Source organism: Enterococcus sp. DIV1368d (genome assembly GCF_050542975.1).
GTDB lineage: Bacteria > Bacillota > Bacilli > Lactobacillales > Enterococcaceae > Enterococcus_D > Enterococcus_D casseliflavus.
On record NZ_CP172939.1, the window covers coordinates 1,617,591 to 1,639,892 of the forward strand.

Annotated in this window: 19 protein-coding genes; 17 read left to right on the plus strand and 2 right to left on the minus strand. The window is 42.8% G+C overall.

Annotated features, from left to right (window positions below):
* Positions 1-6 precede the first annotated feature (6 nt).
* On the plus strand, positions 7-2,712 hold the full coding sequence (infB, locus tag IGJ44_RS07505; RefSeq protein WP_167827385.1) for a translation initiation factor IF-2: 2,706 nt from the start codon (positions 7-9) through the stop codon (positions 2,710-2,712).
* Between the two features lie 33 nt (positions 2,713-2,745).
* Complete coding sequence (rbfA, locus tag IGJ44_RS07510; protein ID WP_005225925.1) at positions 2,746-3,096, plus strand: 30S ribosome-binding factor RbfA; 351 nt, start codon at positions 2,746-2,748, stop codon at positions 3,094-3,096.
* A gap of 51 nt (positions 3,097-3,147) precedes the next feature.
* Here rbfA and IGJ44_RS07515 read toward each other — a convergent pair whose 3' ends face one another.
* On the minus strand, positions 3,148-3,726 hold the full coding sequence (locus IGJ44_RS07515) for a phosphatase PAP2 family protein (protein WP_015509588.1): 579 nt from the start codon (positions 3,724-3,726) through the stop codon (positions 3,148-3,150).
* A gap of 122 nt (positions 3,727-3,848) precedes the next feature.
* On the opposite strand from IGJ44_RS07515, the gene truB reads away from it, so the two are divergent.
* The 4 genes from truB (at position 3,849) to iadA (ending at position 8,877) form a co-directional block, all read left to right on the plus strand.
* On the plus strand, positions 3,849-4,775 hold the full coding sequence (gene truB, locus IGJ44_RS07520; protein ID WP_074536424.1) for a tRNA pseudouridine(55) synthase TruB: 927 nt from the start codon (positions 3,849-3,851) through the stop codon (positions 4,773-4,775).
* A gap of 2 nt (positions 4,776-4,777) precedes the next feature.
* Complete coding sequence (ribF, locus tag IGJ44_RS07525; RefSeq protein ID WP_167827384.1) at positions 4,778-5,731, plus strand: riboflavin biosynthesis protein RibF; 954 nt, start codon at positions 4,778-4,780, stop codon at positions 5,729-5,731.
* 239 nt (positions 5,732-5,970) lie between these two features.
* Entirely contained in the window at positions 5,971-7,662 is a 1,692-nt protein-coding gene (yfcC, locus tag IGJ44_RS07530) for a putative basic amino acid antiporter YfcC (RefSeq protein ID WP_170927566.1), read from the plus strand.
* Positions 7,663-7,692: 30 nt separating this feature from the next.
* Positions 7,693-8,877, plus strand: a complete 1,185-nt coding sequence (gene iadA / locus IGJ44_RS07535; protein WP_086338286.1) for a beta-aspartyl-peptidase — start codon at positions 7,693-7,695, stop codon at positions 8,875-8,877.
* Positions 8,878-9,013: 136 nt separating this feature from the next.
* Here iadA and IGJ44_RS07540 read toward each other — a convergent pair whose 3' ends face one another.
* The gene (locus IGJ44_RS07540) at positions 9,014-9,835 is read right to left on the minus strand and encodes an aldo/keto reductase (protein ID WP_005225931.1); all 822 of its coding nucleotides are present in this window, start codon (positions 9,833-9,835) and stop codon (positions 9,014-9,016) included.
* 163 nt (positions 9,836-9,998) lie between these two features.
* On the opposite strand from IGJ44_RS07540, the gene IGJ44_RS07545 reads away from it, so the two are divergent.
* The 11 genes from IGJ44_RS07545 (at position 9,999) to IGJ44_RS07595 (ending at position 22,221) form a co-directional block, all read left to right on the plus strand.
* Positions 9,999-10,646, plus strand: a complete 648-nt coding sequence (locus IGJ44_RS07545) for a hypothetical protein (RefSeq protein ID WP_015509594.1) — start codon at positions 9,999-10,001, stop codon at positions 10,644-10,646.
* Between the two features lie 441 nt (positions 10,647-11,087).
* Complete coding sequence (hemW, locus tag IGJ44_RS07550; RefSeq protein ID WP_086295222.1) at positions 11,088-12,278, plus strand: radical SAM family heme chaperone HemW; 1,191 nt, start codon at positions 11,088-11,090, stop codon at positions 12,276-12,278.
* A gap of 182 nt (positions 12,279-12,460) precedes the next feature.
* Complete coding sequence (hrcA, locus tag IGJ44_RS07555; RefSeq protein ID WP_087627396.1) at positions 12,461-13,504, plus strand: heat-inducible transcriptional repressor HrcA; 1,044 nt, start codon at positions 12,461-12,463, stop codon at positions 13,502-13,504.
* Between the two features lie 38 nt (positions 13,505-13,542).
* Complete coding sequence (gene grpE / locus IGJ44_RS07560) at positions 13,543-14,130, plus strand: nucleotide exchange factor GrpE (RefSeq protein ID WP_005225935.1); 588 nt, start codon at positions 13,543-13,545, stop codon at positions 14,128-14,130.
* A 52-nt stretch (positions 14,131-14,182) separates the two neighbouring features.
* Positions 14,183-16,012, plus strand: coding sequence for a molecular chaperone DnaK (dnaK, locus tag IGJ44_RS07565; RefSeq protein ID WP_005225936.1), 1,830 nt, complete (start codon positions 14,183-14,185; stop codon positions 16,010-16,012).
* 126 nt (positions 16,013-16,138) lie between these two features.
* Positions 16,139-17,308 carry a molecular chaperone DnaJ gene (dnaJ, locus tag IGJ44_RS07570; protein WP_005225937.1) on the plus strand — a complete coding sequence of 390 codons (1,170 nt, stop codon included), beginning with the start codon at positions 16,139-16,141 and terminating at the stop codon, positions 17,306-17,308.
* 187 nt (positions 17,309-17,495) lie between these two features.
* A complete protein-coding gene (locus IGJ44_RS07575; protein ID WP_167827383.1) occupies positions 17,496-18,596 on the plus strand; it encodes a glycerol dehydrogenase in 1,101 nt (366 codons plus the stop codon).
* A 409-nt stretch (positions 18,597-19,005) separates the two neighbouring features.
* Positions 19,006-19,971 (plus strand): PLP-dependent cysteine synthase family protein, encoded by a 966-nt coding sequence (locus IGJ44_RS07580; RefSeq protein WP_430606515.1) that lies wholly within the window; start codon positions 19,006-19,008, stop codon positions 19,969-19,971.
* Complete coding sequence (locus tag IGJ44_RS07585) at positions 19,961-21,106, plus strand: cystathionine gamma-synthase (protein ID WP_167822818.1); 1,146 nt, start codon at positions 19,961-19,963, stop codon at positions 21,104-21,106. Before IGJ44_RS07580 ends, IGJ44_RS07585 begins: the two co-directional genes overlap by 11 nt.
* A gap of 2 nt (positions 21,107-21,108) precedes the next feature.
* Entirely contained in the window at positions 21,109-21,753 is a 645-nt protein-coding gene (locus IGJ44_RS07590; protein WP_167827382.1) for a class I SAM-dependent methyltransferase, read from the plus strand.
* Between the two features lie 12 nt (positions 21,754-21,765).
* On the plus strand, positions 21,766-22,221 hold the full coding sequence (locus tag IGJ44_RS07595) for an S-ribosylhomocysteine lyase (RefSeq protein ID WP_144808623.1): 456 nt from the start codon (positions 21,766-21,768) through the stop codon (positions 22,219-22,221).
* Positions 22,222-22,302: the final 81 nt, after the last annotated feature.

Consider the following 22,302-nt stretch of genomic DNA (forward strand, 5'->3'; position numbering starts at 1 on the left):
GATTGCATGGGGAAAAAAAGAATTTATGAACTTGCAAAAGAATGGAACAAATCGAGCAAAGAGGTTGTTGAAAAAGCACAATCTTTAGGCTTTGATGTCAAAAATCATATGGGCGCGATCTCAGATGGAGAGGCGCAGAAATTGCAGCAGTCATTAGGCGGCAATCCAAATGGTAAAACATCTGCAAACTCAAATCCCGCAAATCAGAAACCAGCCAACCAGCCGGAAAAACAAGAACAAAAGAAATTTAAAACGCAAAGAAATAATCCTAACTTCCAAAACCGTCATAACAATCAAAGTCAACAGCGAACTACGCAAAGCAATAACCGTCCTGCTGGTCAAGGACAAGTAGAGCGCACGAACAGTCAAGGAAGTAACAGACCAAATAACCAAGGAAGTCATAATCGAGTGAATAACCAAGAGAATCGTAACAATCAAGGGCAACAAAACCGCCCAACAAACCAAGGACAACAAAACCGTCCGAATAATCAAGGGCAACAAAATCGCCCAAACAACCAAGGACAACAAAACCGTCCGAACAATCAAGGACAGCAAAACCGTCCGAATAACCAAGGGCAACAAAATCGCCCAAACAACCAAGGACAACAAAATCGTCCGAACAATCAAGGACAACAAAACCGTCCAAACAACCAAGGGCAACAAAATCGTCCGAATAACCAAGGACAGCAAAACCGTCCAAACAACCAAGGGCAACAAAACCGTCCAACCGCTCAATCTGCAGGAAATACGCAAGGGGCAGACCGCAACAACAACCGTACGCAAGGCTCGAATGATTCCCGTGGAGGAAATCAAAACCGCGGCAAGTCAAATTACGGTGGACGCAATAACAATTTCAACAACAACAATCGCAATAAATTTAACAAAAAAGGGAAAAAAGGCCGTCAGCAGACGGAAAAGAAACCGCCAGTTCCAGCACGTAAATTCCGTGAACTGCCAGAAGTATTGGAATATACAGAAGGCATGAACGTAGCGGATATCGCGAAAAAAATCTACCGTGAACCAGCAGAGATCATCAAGAAGCTCTTTATGATGGGGGTTATGGTCAATCAAAACCAACCTTTAGATAAAGATACGATTGAACTGCTTGCTACCGATTACGGAATCGAACCACAAGAAAAAGTTCAAGTGGATATCGCAGATATCGATAAATTCTTCGAAGCAGAAGAACAAATTGAAGAGAATTTAGTATCACGACCACCTGTTGTTACCATCATGGGTCACGTTGACCACGGGAAAACAACATTGCTTGATACATTACGTCATTCACGCGTAACAAGTGGTGAAGCTGGAGGAATCACGCAGCATATTGGGGCTTACCAAATCGACATCAATGGCAAACCAATCACTTTCTTGGATACTCCTGGACATGCGGCGTTCACCAGTATGCGTGCACGGGGAGCAAGTATCACCGATATTACAATTTTAGTTGTCGCAGCTGATGATGGTGTCATGCCGCAAACGGTAGAAGCGATCAACCATGCGAAAGCAGCGAAAGTGCCGATCATCGTTGCGGTAAACAAAATCGATAAACCAGGTGCTAACCCTCAACATGTGATGCAAGAATTAAGTGAACATGAGTTGATCCCAGAAGCTTGGGGTGGGGATACGATCTTCGTTGAAATCTCAGCGAAATTTGGGCAAAACATTGAAGAATTGCTTGAAATGATCCTCTTAGTAGCAGAAGTCGAAGATTTGAAAGCTGATCCTACCCAACGGGCGATCGGTACCGTTATTGAAGCGCGCCTTGATAAAGGCAAAGGTCCTGTAGCAACACTATTGGTACAACAAGGAACTCTTCATGTTGGTGATCCAATCGTTGTGGGGAACACTTTCGGTCGTGTCCGCGTGATGACGAATGATTTAGGTCGTCGTGATAAAGCAGCTGGACCTGCAACGCCAGTCGAAATCACAGGATTGAACGATGTCCCTCAAGCAGGTGACCGTTTCGTTACCTTTGAAGATGAAAAAACGGCTCGGGCAGCAGGTGAAGAACGTGCAAAGCGTGCCTTGATGGAACAACGTGCATCAAGCAGTCGTGTGACATTGGATAATTTGTTTGAAAGTCTAAAAGAAGGCGAACTGAAAGAAGTGAACGTCATCATCAAAGCAGACGTACAAGGTTCAGCCGAAGCGTTAGCTGCGTCATTGAAGAAAATCGATGTTGAAGGTGTGCGAGTAAACATCGTCCATTCAGCCGTTGGTGCCATCAATGAAAGTGACGTAACGCTAGCAGCAGCAAGTAATGCTATCATCATCGGATTCAACGTCCGCCCTACACCGCAAGCCAAACAGCAAGCGGAAGCAGAAGAAGTCGATATTCGTTTGCATCGCATTATCTACAAAGCGATCGAAGAAATCGAAACAGCGATGAAAGGGATGCTTGATCCTGAATTTGAAGAAAAAATCACCGGTCAAATGATCGTTCGTGAAACCTACAAAGTTTCTAAAGTTGGTACGATCGCTGGTTGCTATGTGACGGAAGGCAGCATTCGCCGTGACAGTGGTGTACGGGTGATTCGTGACGGTATCGTCATCTATGAAGGCAAACTTGCCAGCTTGAAACGCTTCAAAGACGATGTCAAAGAAGTGAAGCTAGGATTTGAATGTGGCGCGATGATCGAGAAATTCAACGACGTAAAAGTCGATGATGTGATCGAAGGCTATGTCATGGAAGAAGTACCAACAAAATAAACGAAATAACAACTATACAAGGAGGCTTTTTGAATGGCTAACTATCGAGATCGCCGAGTGGCGCAAGAAATCTTAAAAGAAGTCAATCAAATTCTTCGTAAAAAAGTTCGTGATCCTCGCGTGCAAGATGTGACGATCACAGATGTACGAGTAACTGGAGATTTGCAGCAAGCAACGATCTTTTACAGCACCTTGACGGACTTGGCTTCAGATAAGCAAAAAGCCCAAGCAGGACTGGAAAAAGCAACTGGGTTGGTTCGTCGTGAACTAGGCCAAGCGCTAACGCTCTACAAAGTTCCAGAAATCCAATTCGAGTTGGATGAATCTGTACAATACGGGAATAAAATTGATGAAATGATTCGCGCATTGCACTCAGAAGAATAAAAAAAAGAACAGCTTCCAGTCGAAGCTGTTCTTTTTTATTTGGAAAAAGCATCAGGAATTCATCAGTAAAGTAACCAGTCCAGCAACACCTGCCCCTAAGAGCCAACCACCGATCACATCTGTTAAAAAATGGATCCCTAAGTAGACTCTGCTAAAGCCAATCATAAAGCTAAGCAAAATTGCCAGTAAGGTCATCGGGATGACAGCTGAGGGAACCAATTGTCCAAGATTCAAGGCGATCGTTCCATACATGGCAGCGGATGTGGCAGCATGAGCACTAGGAAAGCTGTGATCTTTTTCTTCAACTAAACGATGATCAATAGGACGATCTCGTCGGACGATTCGTTTGATCAAGTAAGCAGCTGCTGATACTATGAAGATACTGACTGCTGTTTTTGGTGCAAGATCCGCCCGCGATGATGGAAAGGCAAACAACAGTAAAGCGATCGCAACTGTCGGAAAGGCTTTTCCTAAATTGGTAAAAAAGTGCATCATGCGCGTCAAAGAGGGCGTACGGCTTTGGATGATCTGCAAAGCAAACGCTTCTTCCCAACGCTGCATCGTGCCGAGCTGAATCATGATCAAAAAAATGGCAAATCCAATAAATGACCCTATCGTTAAAACAACCATTTTAGGACCTCCTTATATGCTTAGTTTATCATGTAATGAGAAAGAGCGAAAAGGATTTTGTCGTGCAATGAATTTTTTTTATATGTTATAATAAGCAAGTTGAAGTGAAATGGAGGAATACGATGGACGGGATTTTACCATTATGGAAAGAGCGTGGACAAACAAGTCACGACTGCGTGTTTAAATTACGAAAAATATTAAAGACAAAAAAAATCGGACACAGCGGCACACTAGATCCTGACGTGGATGGTGTCTTGCCCATTTGTATCGGAAAAGGAACGAAGATCGTCGAATACTTGGTTGATTCTGGAAAAGTCTATACCGGGGAAATCACTTTGGGCTTCAGTACCACTACAGAAGATCGGTCGGGGGATATCGTTGAACAACAAGCACTAACTCGTCCGTTTACGAAGGAAGAGATCGATCAGGCAATGAAACAGTTGACGGGGACGATTACCCAGATCCCGCCGATGTATTCGGCGGTCAAAGTCAATGGCAAACGACTTTACGAATATGCTCGTAACAATGAAACTGTCGAGCGGCCACAGCGCAAAGCAGAAATTTATTCCTTTGAACGAATTTCAGAGCCGATTATTCATGAGGACAATACGCAAAGCTGGCGTTTTGAAGTTGCTTGTGGAAAAGGGACTTATGTTCGCACGTTAGCGGTCGACACAGGGAAATTGCTGGGTGTACCCGCGCATATGTCTGATTTGACTCGCCTAAAAAGCGGTGGTTTTTCAAAAGAACAATCCTACACGATTGCAGAGGTTCAAAAGGCAGTCGATGAACAACGTGTTTCGGAACTACTACTACCTTTAGAATACGGGGTATCAGAATTTCTTCAAGTGACGATCGATGCAGACCTCTGGCAGAAAGTAAAAAATGGCATGCGTTTGCCCTTCAGCGCGTTTGGATTACCAAAGCGCCCAGAGGAATTAGTGGCGATTTTTTATCGAGAACAATTGATCAGTATCTATAAAGCTCATGACAAATACCAGGATATGATGAAACCGGTAAAAGTCATCCGTACAGAAATAGGAGAATGAACATGGAAATCATTGAAATGAGACACCCTTATGATCACGCAGCGATTCCTGAGGAGGAGATCGTCTTAGTTTTAGGCTTTTTCGATGGCGTGCATTTAGGTCATCAAAAAGTCATTGAAACAGGACGCAAGATTGCAGAGGAGAAAGGGTTAAAATTGGCATTGATGACCTTTAATCAGCATCCCTCGATCGTTTTTCAAAAGGTGGATCCTGAAAAAATGCAATACCTGACCAGTTTGCCGCAAAAAGAAGCGCACATGGAACAACTTGGGGTAGATATTCTTTATATCATTGAATTTACTTCTGCTTTTGCAAATTTGGCACCGCAAGTATTTGTAGATGAATACATGATCGGACTGCATGCAAAAGTTGTTGTTGCAGGTTTTGACTATACCTATGGCAAGAAAGAGATAGCCAACATGGCGCTTTTGCCAACCTATGCAGAAGGACGTTTTGAAGTCGTGACTGTCGCGCAAGAATCGTTTCATGAGGAAAAGGTCAGCTCCACACGCATTCGCTCTGCACTACAAAATGGTGATATGGCGCAAGTCAATCGCTTGTTAGGGTATATTTATGAATTTGAAGGAACCGTCGTTCACGGTGATGCTAGAGGACGAGAACTTGGGTTTCCAACCGCAAATATCAAAGTGAAGAGCACCGTTCGGTTGCCAAAAGAAGGCGTCTATGTGACGGAAATCAAAGTTGGTGACAAGTGGTATCCATCGATGGGATCGATTGGTCACAATGATACGTTTGGTCAAGGTCGCCAGTTAACAGTAGAGATTTATATTCTCGATTTTCACCAAGATATCTATGGTGAAACCGTGGCGATCCGTTGGCATCATTTCTTACGTGATCAAGTCGCTTTCAATGGCGCACAAGCGTTGATCGAGCAATTAAAGCAAGATGAACGAGACACTGAAGCTTATTTTGATGGGCTTTCTGAAGAAAACTAGTCATTCGTAGTGAAAAGAAGCGTTTCTGGCTTCTTTTCACTTTTTCTTTTTCTCTCTTTTTATAACGTAGTTTATTTGAATTCTAATGCTTTCCCCATGAGGAAAAAACGTTTTTTCGATATACTAAAAAATAGGCTAAAATGATAATTTATGCAGTACGCTGCAAAGGGAAAGGGAGAGAAAAAGTGACAATTGGAAAAAAAGCGAAAAAGGGGAAAGAAAAGAAAGATTTAACCAAAATGAAAACGCCGCATACGTATGTCATCATTTTTGGGGTCGTGCTGTTGGCATGGTTGCTGACTTTCTTAGTTCCTGCTGGGAAATTTAGTACACAAGAAATCGAGTATACCGATGCAAATGGGGACATAAGTACCAGAACGGTCTTGATGCAAGATTCGTTTCGTTATGCCTACCCGTTAGATAACGAATACGTCTATCAACAGTTGAATCAATTGGAAGACGATCCACAAGAGCTGGAAGAATTAGATGTCGATCCTGAGGCTTTAGCAGCTGTTCTAGCTGAAGGGCCTAAAGAGTTGTCCCAGAGTCAATTAGATGAGGTCGGGCTAACGGATGACACCCTTTACAGCCTTTATGGCGAAAAGATTTATGATACTTCAGAAAAACTGCATAAAACAGCCAAGGTTTGGGGAACCGATGACTTTGGCGGTTTCGGCTTTTTAAATTTTGTTTTTGAAGGGTTGGTTTCTGGCGACAAATACGGCTCAGCAGTAGGGATTGCAGCACTGATTTTAGTGGTCGGTGGTGCATTTGGTATTATCATGCAAACGGGAGCGATCGATGCGGGGATCTTTGCATTTATCAGCAAAACCCGTGGATTAGAACGTTTGGCATTGCCGCTGTTGTTCTTTGCTTTTTCATTTGGTGGTGCTACTTTTGGGATGGCAGAAGAAGTCATTCCGTTTTCGATGGTCATGGTGCCTTTCGTGATCGCATTAGGGTATGACTCGATCGTGGCGGTCACTGTCACCTATGTCGCCTCCCAGATTGGGAATGCCACCTCGTGGATGAGTCCATTTAGTGTGGCAGTGGCTCAAGGGATCGCAGGTATTCCCGTTCTTTCAGGCGCAACGTTCCGAATCATCATGTGGGTCGTGGTTACCGCATTATCCGCAGGATACCTCATGATCTATGCCGAAAGAATTCGCAAGAATCCTGAGAAATCGCTCACGTATCAATCAGATGCGTATTTTCGAAATCATCTTGAAAAAACCTCCAGTGAGCAAAAACCATTTTTATTAGGTCATAAATTGATCTTGGTTGAAATGCTGGCGGTCTTGATCTGGATCGTATGGGGTGTGACACAAAAAGGCTATTATATTCCCGAGATCGCTTCTCAATTCTTTGTTATGGGCTTAGGGGCAGGAATCATAGCGGTTCTTTTCAAATTAGAAAATATGGGCTTGAATGATGTGGCGAGTGCCTTTCAATCAGGGGCCTCAGAATTAGCGGGAACTGCAATCGTTGTAGGGATGGCCAAAGGGATTCTTCTGGTTCTCGGCGGTTCTGATGCCAACGTGCCGTCAGCCTTGAATACGATTTTGCACAGCATCGGTGGTTTGTTAAGCAATGTTCCAGCATTTATTGGGGCATGGTTCATGTACATTTTCCAAAGCTTCTTCAATTTGATCGTGACCTCCAATTCAGGTCAGGCTGCATTGACCATGCCGATCATGGCGCCATTAGCTGATCTTTTAGGTGTTTCAAGACAGATCGCTGTATTGGCTTATCAATTAGGCTCAGGCTTCATGGATGCCTTCACTCCTGTATCGGCAAGTCTGATCGGTGTGCTAGGTGTCGCAAGAATCGAATGGGTGAAATGGGCGAAATTCCAGATCAAAATGCAAGGGTTCTTATTTGTATTAGGAACAATCTTCATCTTTATTGCAGTCGCGATCGGCTTGCAATAAGAAGCAATCAGACACGAGGAGGAAGCACTCATGAAGGTGATACGACAAGCGGAGGTTTATGCGCCTGACTATTTAGGAAAAAAAGATATTCTTTTAAGCGAAGACAAGATCATTGCTATTGAAGATTCGATCGAAGGAGGATTCTCAGGGGTTCCTCTTGAAGAAATCGATGGCACAGGGTTACTTGCTGTTCCCGGCTTTATTGACTGCCACTTTCATATCTTAGGAGGTGGCGGGGAAGGCGGTTTTCAGAACCGGACACCAGAAGTGAAATTGTCTCAGCTGACCTCAGCGGGGGTAACGACAGTGGTTGGGTGTTTGGGTACTGACGGAGTAGGCAGAGATATGACTGCCTTGATCAGTAAGGCCCGTGGACTAGAGGCAGAAGGCATCACGACGTACTTGTATGACGGTTCTTATCGATTGCCATTGACTCCGGTCACCGATTCTATCATTCAAGATTTTTTGACTATTGACAAAATCATTGGTATCGGTGAAATTGCCGTTTCTGACCATCGTTCTTCACAACCGAGTTTCGAAGAATTTACCCGCGCGGTGGCGGATGCCCGTGTTGGTGGGATGCTTTCTGGAAAAGCAGGCATCGTAAACGTCCACTTAGGTGGAGGAAAGAGAAAATATGAGCTGCTTTTACGAACCATCGAAGAAACAGAGATTCCAATCAGCCAATTTTTACCGACACATGCCAATCGGACCAGCGAGCTTTTCGAAGCAAGTATTGCTTTTGCAAAAATGGGTGGAACGATTGATTTTACAGCGAGTGAGGATCCTGATTTCTGGGAAAAAGAAGACGATGAGGTTCGCTTCAGTAAAGGATTGAAGCGTTTGTTAGCAGAAGGGATCGGGCTGGATCAATTTACCATGACCTCTGATGGGCAAGGTAGCCTCCCGTACTTTGATGAAAACAATCAATTCATAGGTCTGGGTGTCGGTAGTTCGCGAGCCTTGATGGTAGGCATTAAAGAAGCAGTCCAAAAAGAGCAGATTCCATTGGAGATCGCCATTCGAGCAATCACTTCTAATCCAGCGAAAGTATTGAAGCTTGATCAAAAGGGACGTCTTGCAGCCGGGATGGATGCTGATATTTGTTTGCTGAACAAAGAAACATTAACAGTAGAAACGGTTCTAGCGAAAGGCAGAACGATGGTAGAAAAACAAGAAGTAAAAGTGTGGGGTACCTTTGAGCAACTAACATAAGAAGATTCCAGCTTTGACAAACTAAGAAACGGTTGTTTTTCTAAACAGAGTTTTAGAACAAAATAAGCAGCCCGATCCATGACCAGCATTTACTGGACTTGATCGGACTGCTTTTTTCAATGAAACGCAAGCATTCTTAAGCTTGCAACGCATCCAATTTCTTCATATCTTCTTCAGAAATTTCAAAGTCAACTTTGGCATTGTCAGAAATGTATTCTTCATGAACGGATTTTGGCAATGGCAGAATGTCTTTTTGTAGCAAGTAACGAATTGAAAGTTGTGGAATAGATTTTCCATAAGCTTCCGCAATCGTCTTCACTGCATCGTTATCGAGTAAACGACCGGTGGCGATTGGAGAATAGCCTTCCACTAAAATTTCGTGGTCTTTACAAAATGCCAATAACTCTTCATTTGTGCGTCCAATATGGTAAACAAACTGGTTGACCATCGGTTTCACATCGCAATGATCAAAAATATTCTGTAAATCTTTTTGATCGAAGTTGGAAACACCAATTGATTTTACTTTCCCACTTAAGTAGGCTTCTTCTAGTGCTTTCCAAACATCGATGTTTTCAAGATAAAAATCTTTGTTTTCTGGATTGTTTCCCATGATTTTCCAAGGACGAGGAGCGTGAATCAAAATCAAATCGATATACCCTAAGTCAAGTTTTTTTAGAGAAGCATCAATGCTATCAACCGCTTCTTGATAGGTCTTCAACTCAGCAGGTACTTTCGTGGTAACAAAAATTTCTTCGCGGGCAACGCCTGAATCGCGCACAGCTTTCCCAACCGCTTCTTCGTTTTTGTAAGCTGCCGCTGTATCGACATGTCGATAACCGTTTTGAATGGCAAATTTTGTGGCGTTGTAAGCATCTTCTGGAGAAGATTGCCAGGTTCCAAGGCCAATCTTAGGAATCGTCAGTTTGTTCTGCAAGGTAAATGTTTCTTGTAATATCACGTATCTCAACCTACTTTCATCGCTTTTTTTTTGTTACATCTTCCATTATAAAACGTTTTCTTGTTTGAAACAAATCAGACGCTGAAACTTTTTCGGTAAATTGACTTTCAAAAGGATCTTTGATACATTATCAGCAACCTAAACGCAGAAAGATGTGGAAAAAATGGATTTTGTAAAAGAAGATTTTGCCTATTATCGGCGCTCTTTTGAATTGATGTATCGCAGTTATTTCCGTAGAAGAATGATTGCCCTGGGTGTGGCGATTTTGATTATCTTAGGTTATTTATTTTTGTTACAAGAAAGTTTGCTTTTAAATATCATCTTGCTAGGTATTTTGCTAGGGATGATGGCGTGGCTGGTTTCACTTTCTCAGAAAGCGAGTGAGGTCGTACGTGCTTTTGAAGAAGAAAATCAGGTGCCGCAAATTCATCAACTGACAGAATTCGAGGATCATTATGCGTTCCCAATGAACGATGGAACAACGATGCGCGTGAAGAAAAACGGCAATCGCAACTTCCCTTCCAATAATAAGCAGTACACGTTGATGGCAGGCTATAAAAAAGTTTTCTTTGTGCAACAACCCTTGATGATTTTTTACTATGACCTCTTGGAAATGAAGTATGATGAAGCGTATCGTTTGAAACGAAATCGCCAAAACGGGTTCAATCGTTGGTCGCGTTATTTCAGCTTTCGCTCCTTTAAGGGATCGATCGGCAATGTTTTTCAATTCTTGCTGGGAAATATTTTCTTCTTATTTATTGCGTATCGGTTGATCCGCTATCTGATCGATATTTTGCTGCACATTCTATAACGGTCGCCAAGGGGATAATTCTCATCGTTTTCATAGACTGGTGAAAAAGATGATAGGACTTAATTTTTTAAAAAAGGTATACTTAAGTCAGATAAGACAAGCAATTGTCTTTCAAGAATAAGAGTCCTGCTCTTGTTAAGTAAGCCGTCAGCAACAGCTTATCTATTGTGGCGCTAACAGTTTGGGGGAAGTGTTAGTTCTTGTAACAAACAGATTTTTTTCTGGGTGGGATAAGAACAAAAGCGGTATTTTACCGTACTTAATAAGAGTAGTGCTCTTAATTTTTGCTATGACTATTTGAAGACATCACTTCTTGGAAGTGGTGTTTTTTCTTGCCCAAAATAGTCCAAGTGATAGGAGAATTCTAAGAACTATGCTACAATGAGTGCCGATGCTCTCAGCGATGGGAGTAAAAAGAAGGTAGAGGAGAATCACTTAGGAATGCCTGAAGGTCAAACAATAAACGATCCATCTACAAAAAGCGCGCAAAATATTTCTGCGTATATACATATACCATTCTGTGAACATATCTGCTATTACTGTGACTTCAACAAAGTGTTTTTAGAAGGGCAGCCAGTGGATGAGTACATCGAAGCGTTACTAAAAGAAATTGAGCTGACCCTCTTGCGTCAGCCTATCAATGAGGCGGAAACAATTTATATCGGCGGCGGGACGCCAACGTCGCTTTCGGCGAACCAGCTGGATCGATTGCTTTCAGGTGTGCATGAATTGCTGCCGACCCACACAACCAAAGAGTTTACCGTGGAAGCAAATCCTGGTGATTTGAGTGAAGAAAAAATGCTGGTTTTGAAAAACCATCAAGTCACTCGCTTGTCGATGGGGGTCCAAACCTTTGATAATCGCTTGCTTAAAAAAATTGGCCGCAAGCATACCGCTGAAGATGTTTATTCAACCATTCAGCTGCTGGAAAAACATGATTTTCAGAATGTGACGATCGATTTGATTTATGCACTTCCGGGACAAAGCATAGAAAGCTTCCGTGATACACTGACGCGAGCGATTGATCTCGGGTTGCCTCACTATGCGATGTATTCCTTGATTTTAGAAAACAAAACCATGTTTATGAACTGGGTTCGCCAAGGGAGAATGGCGCTGCCTTCTCAAGAAGCTGAAACGCAGATGTTTGATGAGGCGATCGCCGCGATGACAAAAGCTGGCTTGAATCAATATGAAATCAGTAATTTTGCACGACCAGGGTATGAGTCCTTGCATAATCTAGTGTATTGGAACAATGAACATTATTTTGGATTTGGGGCAGGCGCCAGCGGGTATCTTGGACAGACCCGCTACAAGAATAAAGGTCCAATCCAGCATTATTTGAAACCATTACAGGAAAATCAATTGCCAATCCATGAAACCGAAGAATTGACAACCAGTAATCAAATGGAAGAGGAACTGTTTTTAGGCCTTCGTAAAAAGGCTGGCATTTCAAAAATACGCTTTGCAGAAAAATTCGGGAAGTCTTTTCAGGAAATCTATGGTTCAACTAGCGAACAGTTGATTCAAAAAGGCTGGTTGGCTAGTCAAGGTGATCGTGTCTTTTTAACGAAAGCTGGGATGTTCATTGGCAACGAAGTGTTTGAAGCATTTCTCTTGGATGGAGAAAAATAAGAAAGAACAAGGAAGAGAAGTAGCCATTTCGCGCTGCTTCTTTTTTTGATTTCTTTTTTAGCACTCTCTTAGAAAGAGTGCTAAAAAAGTGATGCAAATACTTGACATTCCTAGCAAATATGGTATATTTATAATCGTGTTAGCACTTAATAGGAATGAGTGCTAACGGAGGAGTGGATAAAATGTTGACACCTAGACAACAAATGATTTTACACCTCATCATCCAAAACTATACGAATACTGGTCAGCCCACGGGCTCGAAGCGATTGATGGAAGATGGGGTTGAAGCTAGCTCTGCCACCATTCGTAATGAGATGAAGGCGCTGGAAGAAGCTGGACTTCTGCTAAAAACACATTCATCTTCAGGGCGTGTGCCATCAATAAAAGGGTATCGCTATTACGTTGATCACTTATTGAAGCCATCTGAAGTTGACCAAAACGAAATTCAAACCATTCGTCATTCTTTTGGAAAAGATTTTCATGAAATCAATGAAATCATCCAGCAGTCTGCCACGATCTTGTCCAACTTGACTAGCTATACAGCGTTGTCTCTCGGACCAGATATGAAGGAAAGGAAATTGACGGGCTTTCGAATCGTCCCTTTGAATGCACGACAGATCATCGCGATCATCGTGACGGATAAAGGAAATGTCGAAAATCAAGTCTTTGCTCTTCCTGAATCGATGAGCAGCGAAGATTTGGAAAAAATGGTAAGGATCATCAACGACAAATTGATCGGTGAACCTCTAATGACGGTCTACCATCGATTAAGAACCGAGATTCCTATGATTCTGCATAAGTATTTTCAAACGACTGACGGAATCGTTGATCTCTTTGATACGATGCTGAGCCATATTTTTGAAGAAAAAATCTTCGTCGGCGGGCGAATGAATCTTCTGGATTTTGAACCGACGCAAGATGTTAGTCAGTTCAAATCGATGTATTCATTTATGAAAAACGCAGATCAGCTGACACAGCTGCTGGCGCCAAGAGATTCTGCGATTCAAATCAGAATCGGCTCTGAGCTTGGCAACGACTTGTTACAAAATATGAGTTTGATCCAAGCCAGCTATGAAATCGAAGGTCATGGACAAGGAACGATCGCTTTATTAGGTCCATCAAGTATGCCGTATTCACGGATGTTTGGATTGATGGAAGTTTTTCGAGGCGAGTTAGCAAAAAAATTGGCCGATTATTATCGCGCATTAGACGCTGCCAATGAATAAGCGGCAATGAAACAAATCGTAGAAGGGATGGTTGAAACGTGACGGAAAAAGAAGAGCGTTTAGATGAAGAATTAGATAAAACTGCTGAAGAAACCGCAGAAACAACTGAATCTTCAAATGAATCAACTGAAACTGAAGCACAGACTCCTCAACCAGAGGAAGAAGCAGTGGAAAAAAGCGAATTGGAACTTTTGCAAGAAAAGAATAACGAATTGGAAGATCAATTCCTGCGTGCTCGTGCAGAGATCGCAAATATCACTTCACGTAACCGCAACGAGCGGGAACTTTTACAAAAATACCGCTCGCAAGATCTTGGCAAAAAACTGTTGCCAGCAATCGACAATTTGGAACGAGCGATGGCAGCAGATGTCGATCAAGACCAAGCTGCGAATTTGAAAAAAGGCGTTGAAATGGTTCTTGAAAGTCTGCGTCAAGCCTTAAAAGAAGAGGGAATCGAAGAGATTCCTGCTGAAGGTGCAATGTTCGATCCGAACTTGCATCAAGCGGTGCAGACTGTACCTGCCTCTGATGAAACACCGGCAGACACAATCGTTACTGTCTTGCAAAAAGGGTATAAATTGCATGATCGTGTCTTGCGTGCAAGCATGGTCATCGTTGCACAATAGTTCTTTCTATCTATAAGTAGATGTTTAAATTAAAAAAGGGAGTGTATTACTTATGAGTAAAATTATCGGTATCGACTTAGGAACAACAAACTCAGCTGTTGCTGTCCTTGAAGGTGGCGAAGCAAAAATCATTACGAATCCAGAAGGGAACCGTACCACACCTTCTGTTGTCTCATTCAAAAACGGTGAGATCCAAGTAGGGGAAGTTGCAAAACGCCAAGCAGTAACAAACCCGAATACGATTTCTTCTATTAAACGCCATATGGGTGAAGCTGGATACAAAGTAGAAGTTGAAGGCAAATCTTACACACCACAAGAAGTTTCCGCAATGGTTCTTCAATACATCAAAGGATTTGCCGAAGACTATTTAGGTGAAAAAGTTGAAAAAGCAGTCATTACTGTTCCTGCATACTTCAACGATGCGCAACGTCAAGCAACCAAAGATGCTGGTAAAATTGCCGGTCTTGAAGTAGAACGGATCGTCAACGAACCAACTGCTGCAGCTTTAGCTTATGGATTAGATAAAACAGATAAAGATGAAAAAATCCTAGTCTTTGACTTAGGTGGCGGTACTTTCGACGTATCGATCCTTGAATTAGGGGATGGCGTCTTTGACGTATTATCAACTGCTGGGGACAACAACCTAGGTGGGGATGACTTTGATAACAAAATCATCGATCACATGGTAGCAGAATTCAAAAAAGAAAACGGCATTGATCTTGGAAAAGATAAAATGGCCTTGCAACGTTTGAAAGATGCTGCTGAAAAAGCGAAAAAAGACTTGTCAGGTGTAACAAGTACTCAAATCAGCTTGCCATTTATCACAGCTGGTGATGCTGGTCCATTGCACTTGGAAATGACCTTGACTCGTGCGAAATTCGATGAATTGACCGCAGACCTAGTCGAACGGACAAAAATTCCAGTACGTCAAGCTTTGAAAGATGCTGGCTTATCACAATCAGAAATCGATGAAGTCATCTTAGTTGGTGGTTCAACACGTATTCCAGCAGTAGTTGATGCTGTTCGTAAAGAAACCAATAAAGAACCAAACAAATCAGTAAACCCAGATGAAGTGGTAGCGATGGGTGCTGCGATCCAAGGTGGCGTGATCACAGGTGATGTGAAAGATGTCGTCTTACTAGACGTTACACCATTATCATTAGGTATCGAAACAATGGGTGCCGTCTTCACAAAACTGATCGATCGTAACACAACGATCCCTACAAGTAAATCACAAGTCTTCTCAACTGCAGCAGACAATCAACCAGCCGTTGATATCCATGTCTTGCAAGGAGAACGCCCAATGGCAGCTGACAACAAAACATTAGGTAGATTCCAATTGACGGATATTCCACCAGCACCTCGTGGCATCCCTCAAATCGAAGTAACATTTGATATCGATAAAAATGGGATCGTCAATGTTTCTGCAAAAGATTTAGGTACACAAAAAGAACAAAAAATCACGATCAAATCATCTTCAGGTTTATCAGATGAAGAAATCGAACGCATGGTAAAAGATGCTGAAGCAAACGCTGAAGCCGACAAACAACGCAAAGAAGAAGTTGATCTACGCAATGACGTCGATGCTTTGTTGTTCACTGTTGATAAAACATTGAAAGAGCTTGAAGGCAAAGTGGATGCAGACGAAGTCAAAAAAGCGGAAGAAGCTCGTGATGAGTTGAAAGCTGCACTTGAAGCAAACAACTTAGAAGAAATGAAAACGAAACGTGATGCTTTGAATGAAATCGTACAAAACTTAACTGTTAAATTATACGAACAAGCAGCACAACAACAAGCACAAGAAAATCCAGAAGCTGCACAAGGCGGCGCAGACGATGTGGTTGACGCCGACTTTGAAGAAGTAGACGGTGACGATAAATAATCGCTGTTTGTGAAAAAGCCAAAGTCACCGCTTTGGCTTTTTCTTATGAATTTGCGAAACGTATTTTTCTAGAGCGAATTATATGCTAAAATACGAGAGACGCAAGAATATAGTGGAGGGAAGCCAATGGCAGACAAAAGAGATTATTATGAGGTCTTAGGTCTACAAAAAGGGGCTTCGGATGACGAAATCAAAAAAGCTTATCGTAAGCTTTCAAAACAATATCATCCAGACATCAATAAAGAACCTGATGCAGAAGCAAAGTTTAAAGAGATTTCTGAGGCCTATGAAATATTAAGTGATTCCCAAAAAAGAGCTGCTTATGACCAGTATGGTCATGCTGGTACCGATCCGAACTACGGAGGCGGTTATGGCGGTGGATTCGGCGGCTTTAACAGTGGCGGATTCTCCGGTGGCGGTTTTGGTGGATTTGAAGACATTTTCGAATCGTTTTTCGGTGGTGGAGGCGGCAGAGCAGCCAATCCTAATGCACCTCGACAAGGAGCGGACTTGCAATATGCGGTTGATCTTTCCTTTGAAGAAGCGATTTTCGGAGTGGAAAAAACTGTTCAATACAATCGTGAAGAAACCTGTCATACCTGCGGTGGGAACGGGGCAAAACCAGGTACTTCACCAGAAACCTGTCATAAATGTCATGGTGCAGGTACCATCAATGTTGAACGTCAAACACCGCTTGGTCGTGTGATGAGCCGTCAAACCTGTGATGTTTGTCATGGAACTGGGAAAGAAATCAAAGAACCATGTACAACATGTCATGGTACTGGCCATGAAAAGAAAAAACACAGTGTGAAAGTCAACGTACCTGCAGGTGTCGAAGATGGACAACAAATGCGCTTGTCTGGTCAAGGAGAAGCTGGCACCAATGGTGGTCCTTATGGTGATCTGTACGTTGTTTTCCGAGTGGAAGAAAGTGATATTTTTGACCGTGATGGGTCGGAAATTTATTACGAACTGCCGTTAAACTTTGTCCAAGCTGCTTTAGGCGACGAAGTCAATGTACCAACGGTTCATGGGAATGTGAAATTAAAAATTCCAGCTGGTACGCAAACAGGCACAAACTTCCGCTTACGCGGTAAGGGAGCCCCTCGCTTACGGGGAGGCGGCAATGGCGATCAACAGGTCAAAGTGAAGCTGATCACACCTAAGAACTTAAATGAGGAACAAAAAGAGGCATTGCGGGCTTATGCAAAAGCCAGTGGCCATGAAACGAACGAACAACAACCAGAAGGATTTTTTGATAAAATGAAAGATGCTTTTGGTGGGAAAAAGAAATAACCATGAAAAAATCCAACTCATGCCCTTATAAAACCATCCGTTTTATAAGGGCATGAGTGTTTGTATGGCTATAAATGTGCAGTATGGGCAAGAATCGAATCTTCTTGGCCATCTTTTTTTCTTTTCCTTTGAAATCGCTTGCTTAGTGTGTCACAATAAAAGTAGACCAATTAAAGGAGGAGATACAATGGAAAGAATATTTGCGAGTCCGTCACGATACGTTCAAGGAAAAGGGGTCTTGAAGCATGGGTTATCCCATATCAAAGATTTAGGAAAGAAAGTGCTTCTTTTGACCGATGAAACTGTTTGGAAAATTGCCGGTGAAGAACTATTTGAGAACCTGAATGCAGCCGAGTTAGAACCGGTAAAAGAAATTTTTGGTGGAGAAGCTTCTGCAAATGAAATCGATCGTATCGTCTCTAAAGCCAAAAGTGAATCAATCGAAGTGATTGCCGCATTAGGTGGTGGGAAAGCCATCGATACTGGGAAAGCTGTTGCGGATGAATTGAAAATACCGATTGCTGTTTTGCCAACGATTGCCTCCACTGATGCACCAACTTCGGCACTTTCTGTTATTTATACTGATGAAGGTCGTTTTGAAAAGTATCGTTTTTATAACAAAAATCCTGAACTTGTCTTAGTGGATACCGCTGTGATTGCCAAAGCGCCTGCCAAATTGCTAGCCGCTGGTATTGCGGATGCACTCGCAACCTATGTCGAGGCACGTGCTGTTGCTCGAAGCCATAGTAAAAATATGGTCGGCGGGGTGCAACCAATTGCCAGCATGGCGATCGCTGAAAAATGCGAAGAGATCCTTTTTGAGAATGCCTTAAAAGCCTATCAAGCGAATAAAAAACAAGTCGTTACCGAAGCTTTTGAACAAATCGTGGAAGCCAACACTTTGCTTAGTGGATTAGGCTTTGAAAGTGCAGGTCTGGCAGCAGCTCATGCGATTCATAATGGCTTGACAGCCCTTGAAGGAGACGTTCATGATCTGACCCATGGTGAGAAGGTTGCTTACGGAACACTCACTCAATTGATGCTGGAAAATGCAGATCCTGAAGAGCTCGACCAATATATAGAATTGTATCAGGCATTAGAATTACCGACGACATTATCCGACATGCATCTTGCGGAAGCCAGCGATGCAGACCTATTAAAAATTGGCGAGCAAGCAACCATCAAAGGGGAAACGATCCACAATATGCCATTTCCGGTTTCTGCAGAAGATGTTGCAGCAGCGATCAAAGCCGTGGATGCCTATGTGAGTGCTTACTATCCTCTATGATGTTATTTTATTAAAGATCATCAATGTGTGCTCGGTGATTTCAAAAAACGTTTGACAATAAAAAAGAGTCGTGCTATTTTGATAACAAGCAAATTAAAGGAGGGAACCAGACATGACAAACGTCAACACACAAACTACCTGTTGTTGTTGTATGGTGCAAAAAGCAGCATACCGATTTGTCATGCCTATTATTAGTTCCTTTGTCGCAGAAGATCGCTGAAGTTTCTTTAGTGATTCACTTCTATCCGGATAAGACGACATTTTTTTGGGGTACTGATGTAATAGTCAGTACCCCTTTTTGTTTGCTGTTTTTTACCGCTTTCATTGGCGACGGCTGATGATTGCAAATGAAAATGAGTACATGAAGCATACGAGTTGTGCCAAACAAAGTTGAGCGAGGAGTCGAGCGATGATCGTTAATAATATAAAAGCATTGATTGGGCACACCCCATTCTTTGAATTTGATGCCGCAGCATTTGGCGGCAAAAAGGGAAGTACCATCTATGCGAAACTTGAGTATTTAAATCCTGGTGGAAGTATCAAGGACCGATTAGGAAAGTATTTGATCGATGAAGCGTTTCGCGAGCATGTGATCGATCATGAGACAACTGTTATCGAACCGACAGCGGGAAATACTGGAATTGGTTTAGCTTTAGCTGGAATCGAGTATGGCTTAAAAATGATTTTTGTCATTCCTGAAAAATTTAGCCTTGAAAAGCAGCAACTGATTGAAGCGTTGGGCGGGACCATCGTTCATACGCCCACTGAAGCAGGCATTCAAGGGGCGATTGAAAAAGCAAAGGAAATAGCAAAACAGCTACCAAATAGTTATATGCCAATGCAATTTCACAATCAAAACAATCCTGCAGCCTACCAAGCAACCTTAGGCCCAGAGATCTTTCAGGAGTTATCTGGAAAAATTGACAGCTTTGTTGCTGGAGCTGGCAGCGGGGGGACCTTCGCGGGTGTCGCAACATACTTAAAGAAGCAAAAATCAAGCACTCGACTTGCTGTCGTTGAACCAGAAGGATCGATCTTAAATGGCGGGCCTGCCCATGGACATGAGATTGAAGGGATCGGTGTTGAGTTCATTCCACAATTTTTTGACGATTTGCTTATTGATCAAATTTATACGATCAGTGATGCGGAAGGCTTTGCTTTTACTCGTTACTTGGCAAGAAACTATGGTTTGCTTATTGGAAGTTCAAGTGGAGCGGCGATGGCAGCAGCAGTAAAAGAAAGCCTCGAATTACCAACTGGAAGCTCGATCATTACCGTCTTTCCAGATGGAGGCGATCGCTATCTATCAAAACAGATTTATGCGGGTGAATCAGCAATCACCCCATTCATAGGAGGAGTAAACCATGCATTTTAATACAAAAGTAATCCACGGTGGTATCAGCGAAGACGAAATGACTGGTGCTGTTAGTGTGCCAATTTACCAAACATCAACCTATCGGCAAAATGCTCTTGGTCAGCCAAAGCAATATGAATACAGTCGTTCAGGCAATCCAACTCGATTTGCCTTAGAAGAATTGATTGCGGATCTGGAAGAAGGCGCCCATGGGTTTGCTTTTGCCTCTGGATTAGCAGCCACCCATGCGGTCTTCTCGCTGTTTCAGACTGGAGATCATGTCATTTTAGGGGATGATGTATATGGCGGGACGTTTCGTTTGCTCCATCAAGTATTAGAAAAAAGCGGATTGTCTTATACACTTGTCAAAACAAATGAGCTAGCTGCCGTTGAAGCAGCCATCCTTCCAGAAACCAAAGCGATCTTTCTGGAAACGCCGACTAATCCATTATTGAAGATCACGGACATCGCAATCGTTGCCCAACTAGCTAAAAAACAGGACATTTTGACGATCGTGGATAATACCTTTGCGACCCCTTACTTTCAAAAGCCGCTACAATTAGGCGCAGATATTGTGATTCACAGTGCTACCAAGTATCTCGGTGGACACAGTGATGTAGTAGCTGGGTTAGCGGTTGCCAAAGAGCCAAAAATCGCCGAAAGAATTGCTTTTTTACAAAACGCCATTGGTGGTGTATTGGGGCCTCATGATAGCTGGTTGATTCAACGAAGCATCAAAACTCTTGCTTTACGGATGGAAGCACATCAAAACAACGCGATGAAAATTGCTCACTACTTACAAGCACATCCAGCTGTCGCAAACGTGTATTATCCAGGATTGATTGCCCATGAAGGACATGAGATCGCCAAATCACAGATGTCTGGGTATAGCGGTATGATATCTTTTGAACTAAACGATGAATCGAAAACAGCAGAATTTGTTGAATCATTAAAGATTTTTACTTTAGCAGAAAGCTTAGGTGGCGTGGAAAGCTTGGTAGAAGTGCCAGCCGTGATGACCCATGCCTCGATCCCTAAAGAAATTCGTGAGCAATCTGGGATCAAAGATGGCTTGATTCGGTTGTCTCTCGGCATCGAAGACGGTGAGGATCTGCAGGCAGATTTAGAGCAAGCGTTTGAAAAGGCAGGTAGCTAGTGATGGGGAGAGAGTTTATTCCAATTTTTTCTGACTGGGCAGCTGAGTACGATGAAACAGTTGCAGGTAAGGATGAAGAGTATCGAGCGGTTTTTTTCAAATATGAACAGTTACTCGCTGAAATTGCTGAAAAAGCAGGGCAGTCTGTGGTAGAATTTGGTAGTGGAACTGGAAATCTAACACAAGCTCTGCTTGATCAAGGAAAAAACGTGCTGGCAATCGAGCCATCGCCAGAGATGCGGCGAATCGCCAAGTCAAAACCCAGTCTTTCTAAAGTGATTTTTGTAGATGGTGATATGGAGGTTTTTCCCGAGATCACGGATATGATTGATACGATCGTTTCTACCTATGTTTTTCATCATCTTACGGAGGACGAAAAACAACGGGCAATCGGCAAATATGCTGCGATGCTGCCCAAAGGCGGGAAAGTGCTTTTCGGGGATACGATGTTTCTTTCCCTAGCCCGAAAAATGGAACGAATCGATGAAGCACGGCAAGCTGGACACCAGCGACTAGCCGCTGATCTGCAACGCGAGTACTATCCAGTTATTGCGGATATCGAACGATACTTTCGCCAACATGGGTTTACCAGTCGTTTTAAGCAAATCAATGAGTATGTTTGGCTTGTGGAAGCACAAAAAGAGTAGGAGAGAAGTACAATGAAAATGAATGTTGAAAGCTTTAATTTGGATCATACGAAAGTCAAAGCACCTTATGTACGGGTTGCCGATAAAAAGCAAGGAACGAATGATACCATCATCAAATATGATGTCCGTTTGAAGCAGCCGAACCAAGCGCATATGGATATGGCAAGTCTGCACTCGCTAGAACATTTGACGGCAGAATTGATTCGTAATCATGCGGATTATATCGTGGACTGGTCACCAATGGGCTGCCAAACCGGCTTTTATTTGACTGTCTTGAATCACGACAATTATGAAGAGATTTTGACCGTCCTAGAAAAAACCATGAAGGACGTTTTGCAAGCAACTGAAGTACCTGCCAGCAATGAAGTGCAATGCGGTTGGGCGGCGAACCATACCTTAGAAGGTGCGCAAAAATTAGCGCAAGAATTTCTTGATGAACGTGACAATTGGTCGACCGTTTTTGCCTAAATAAAAATAGAAGTAGAAAAAAGGTGCCTGCGTTTGGATTCGCAGACGCCTTTTTTGTTAAACCCGCAAAGAGACGGGGGT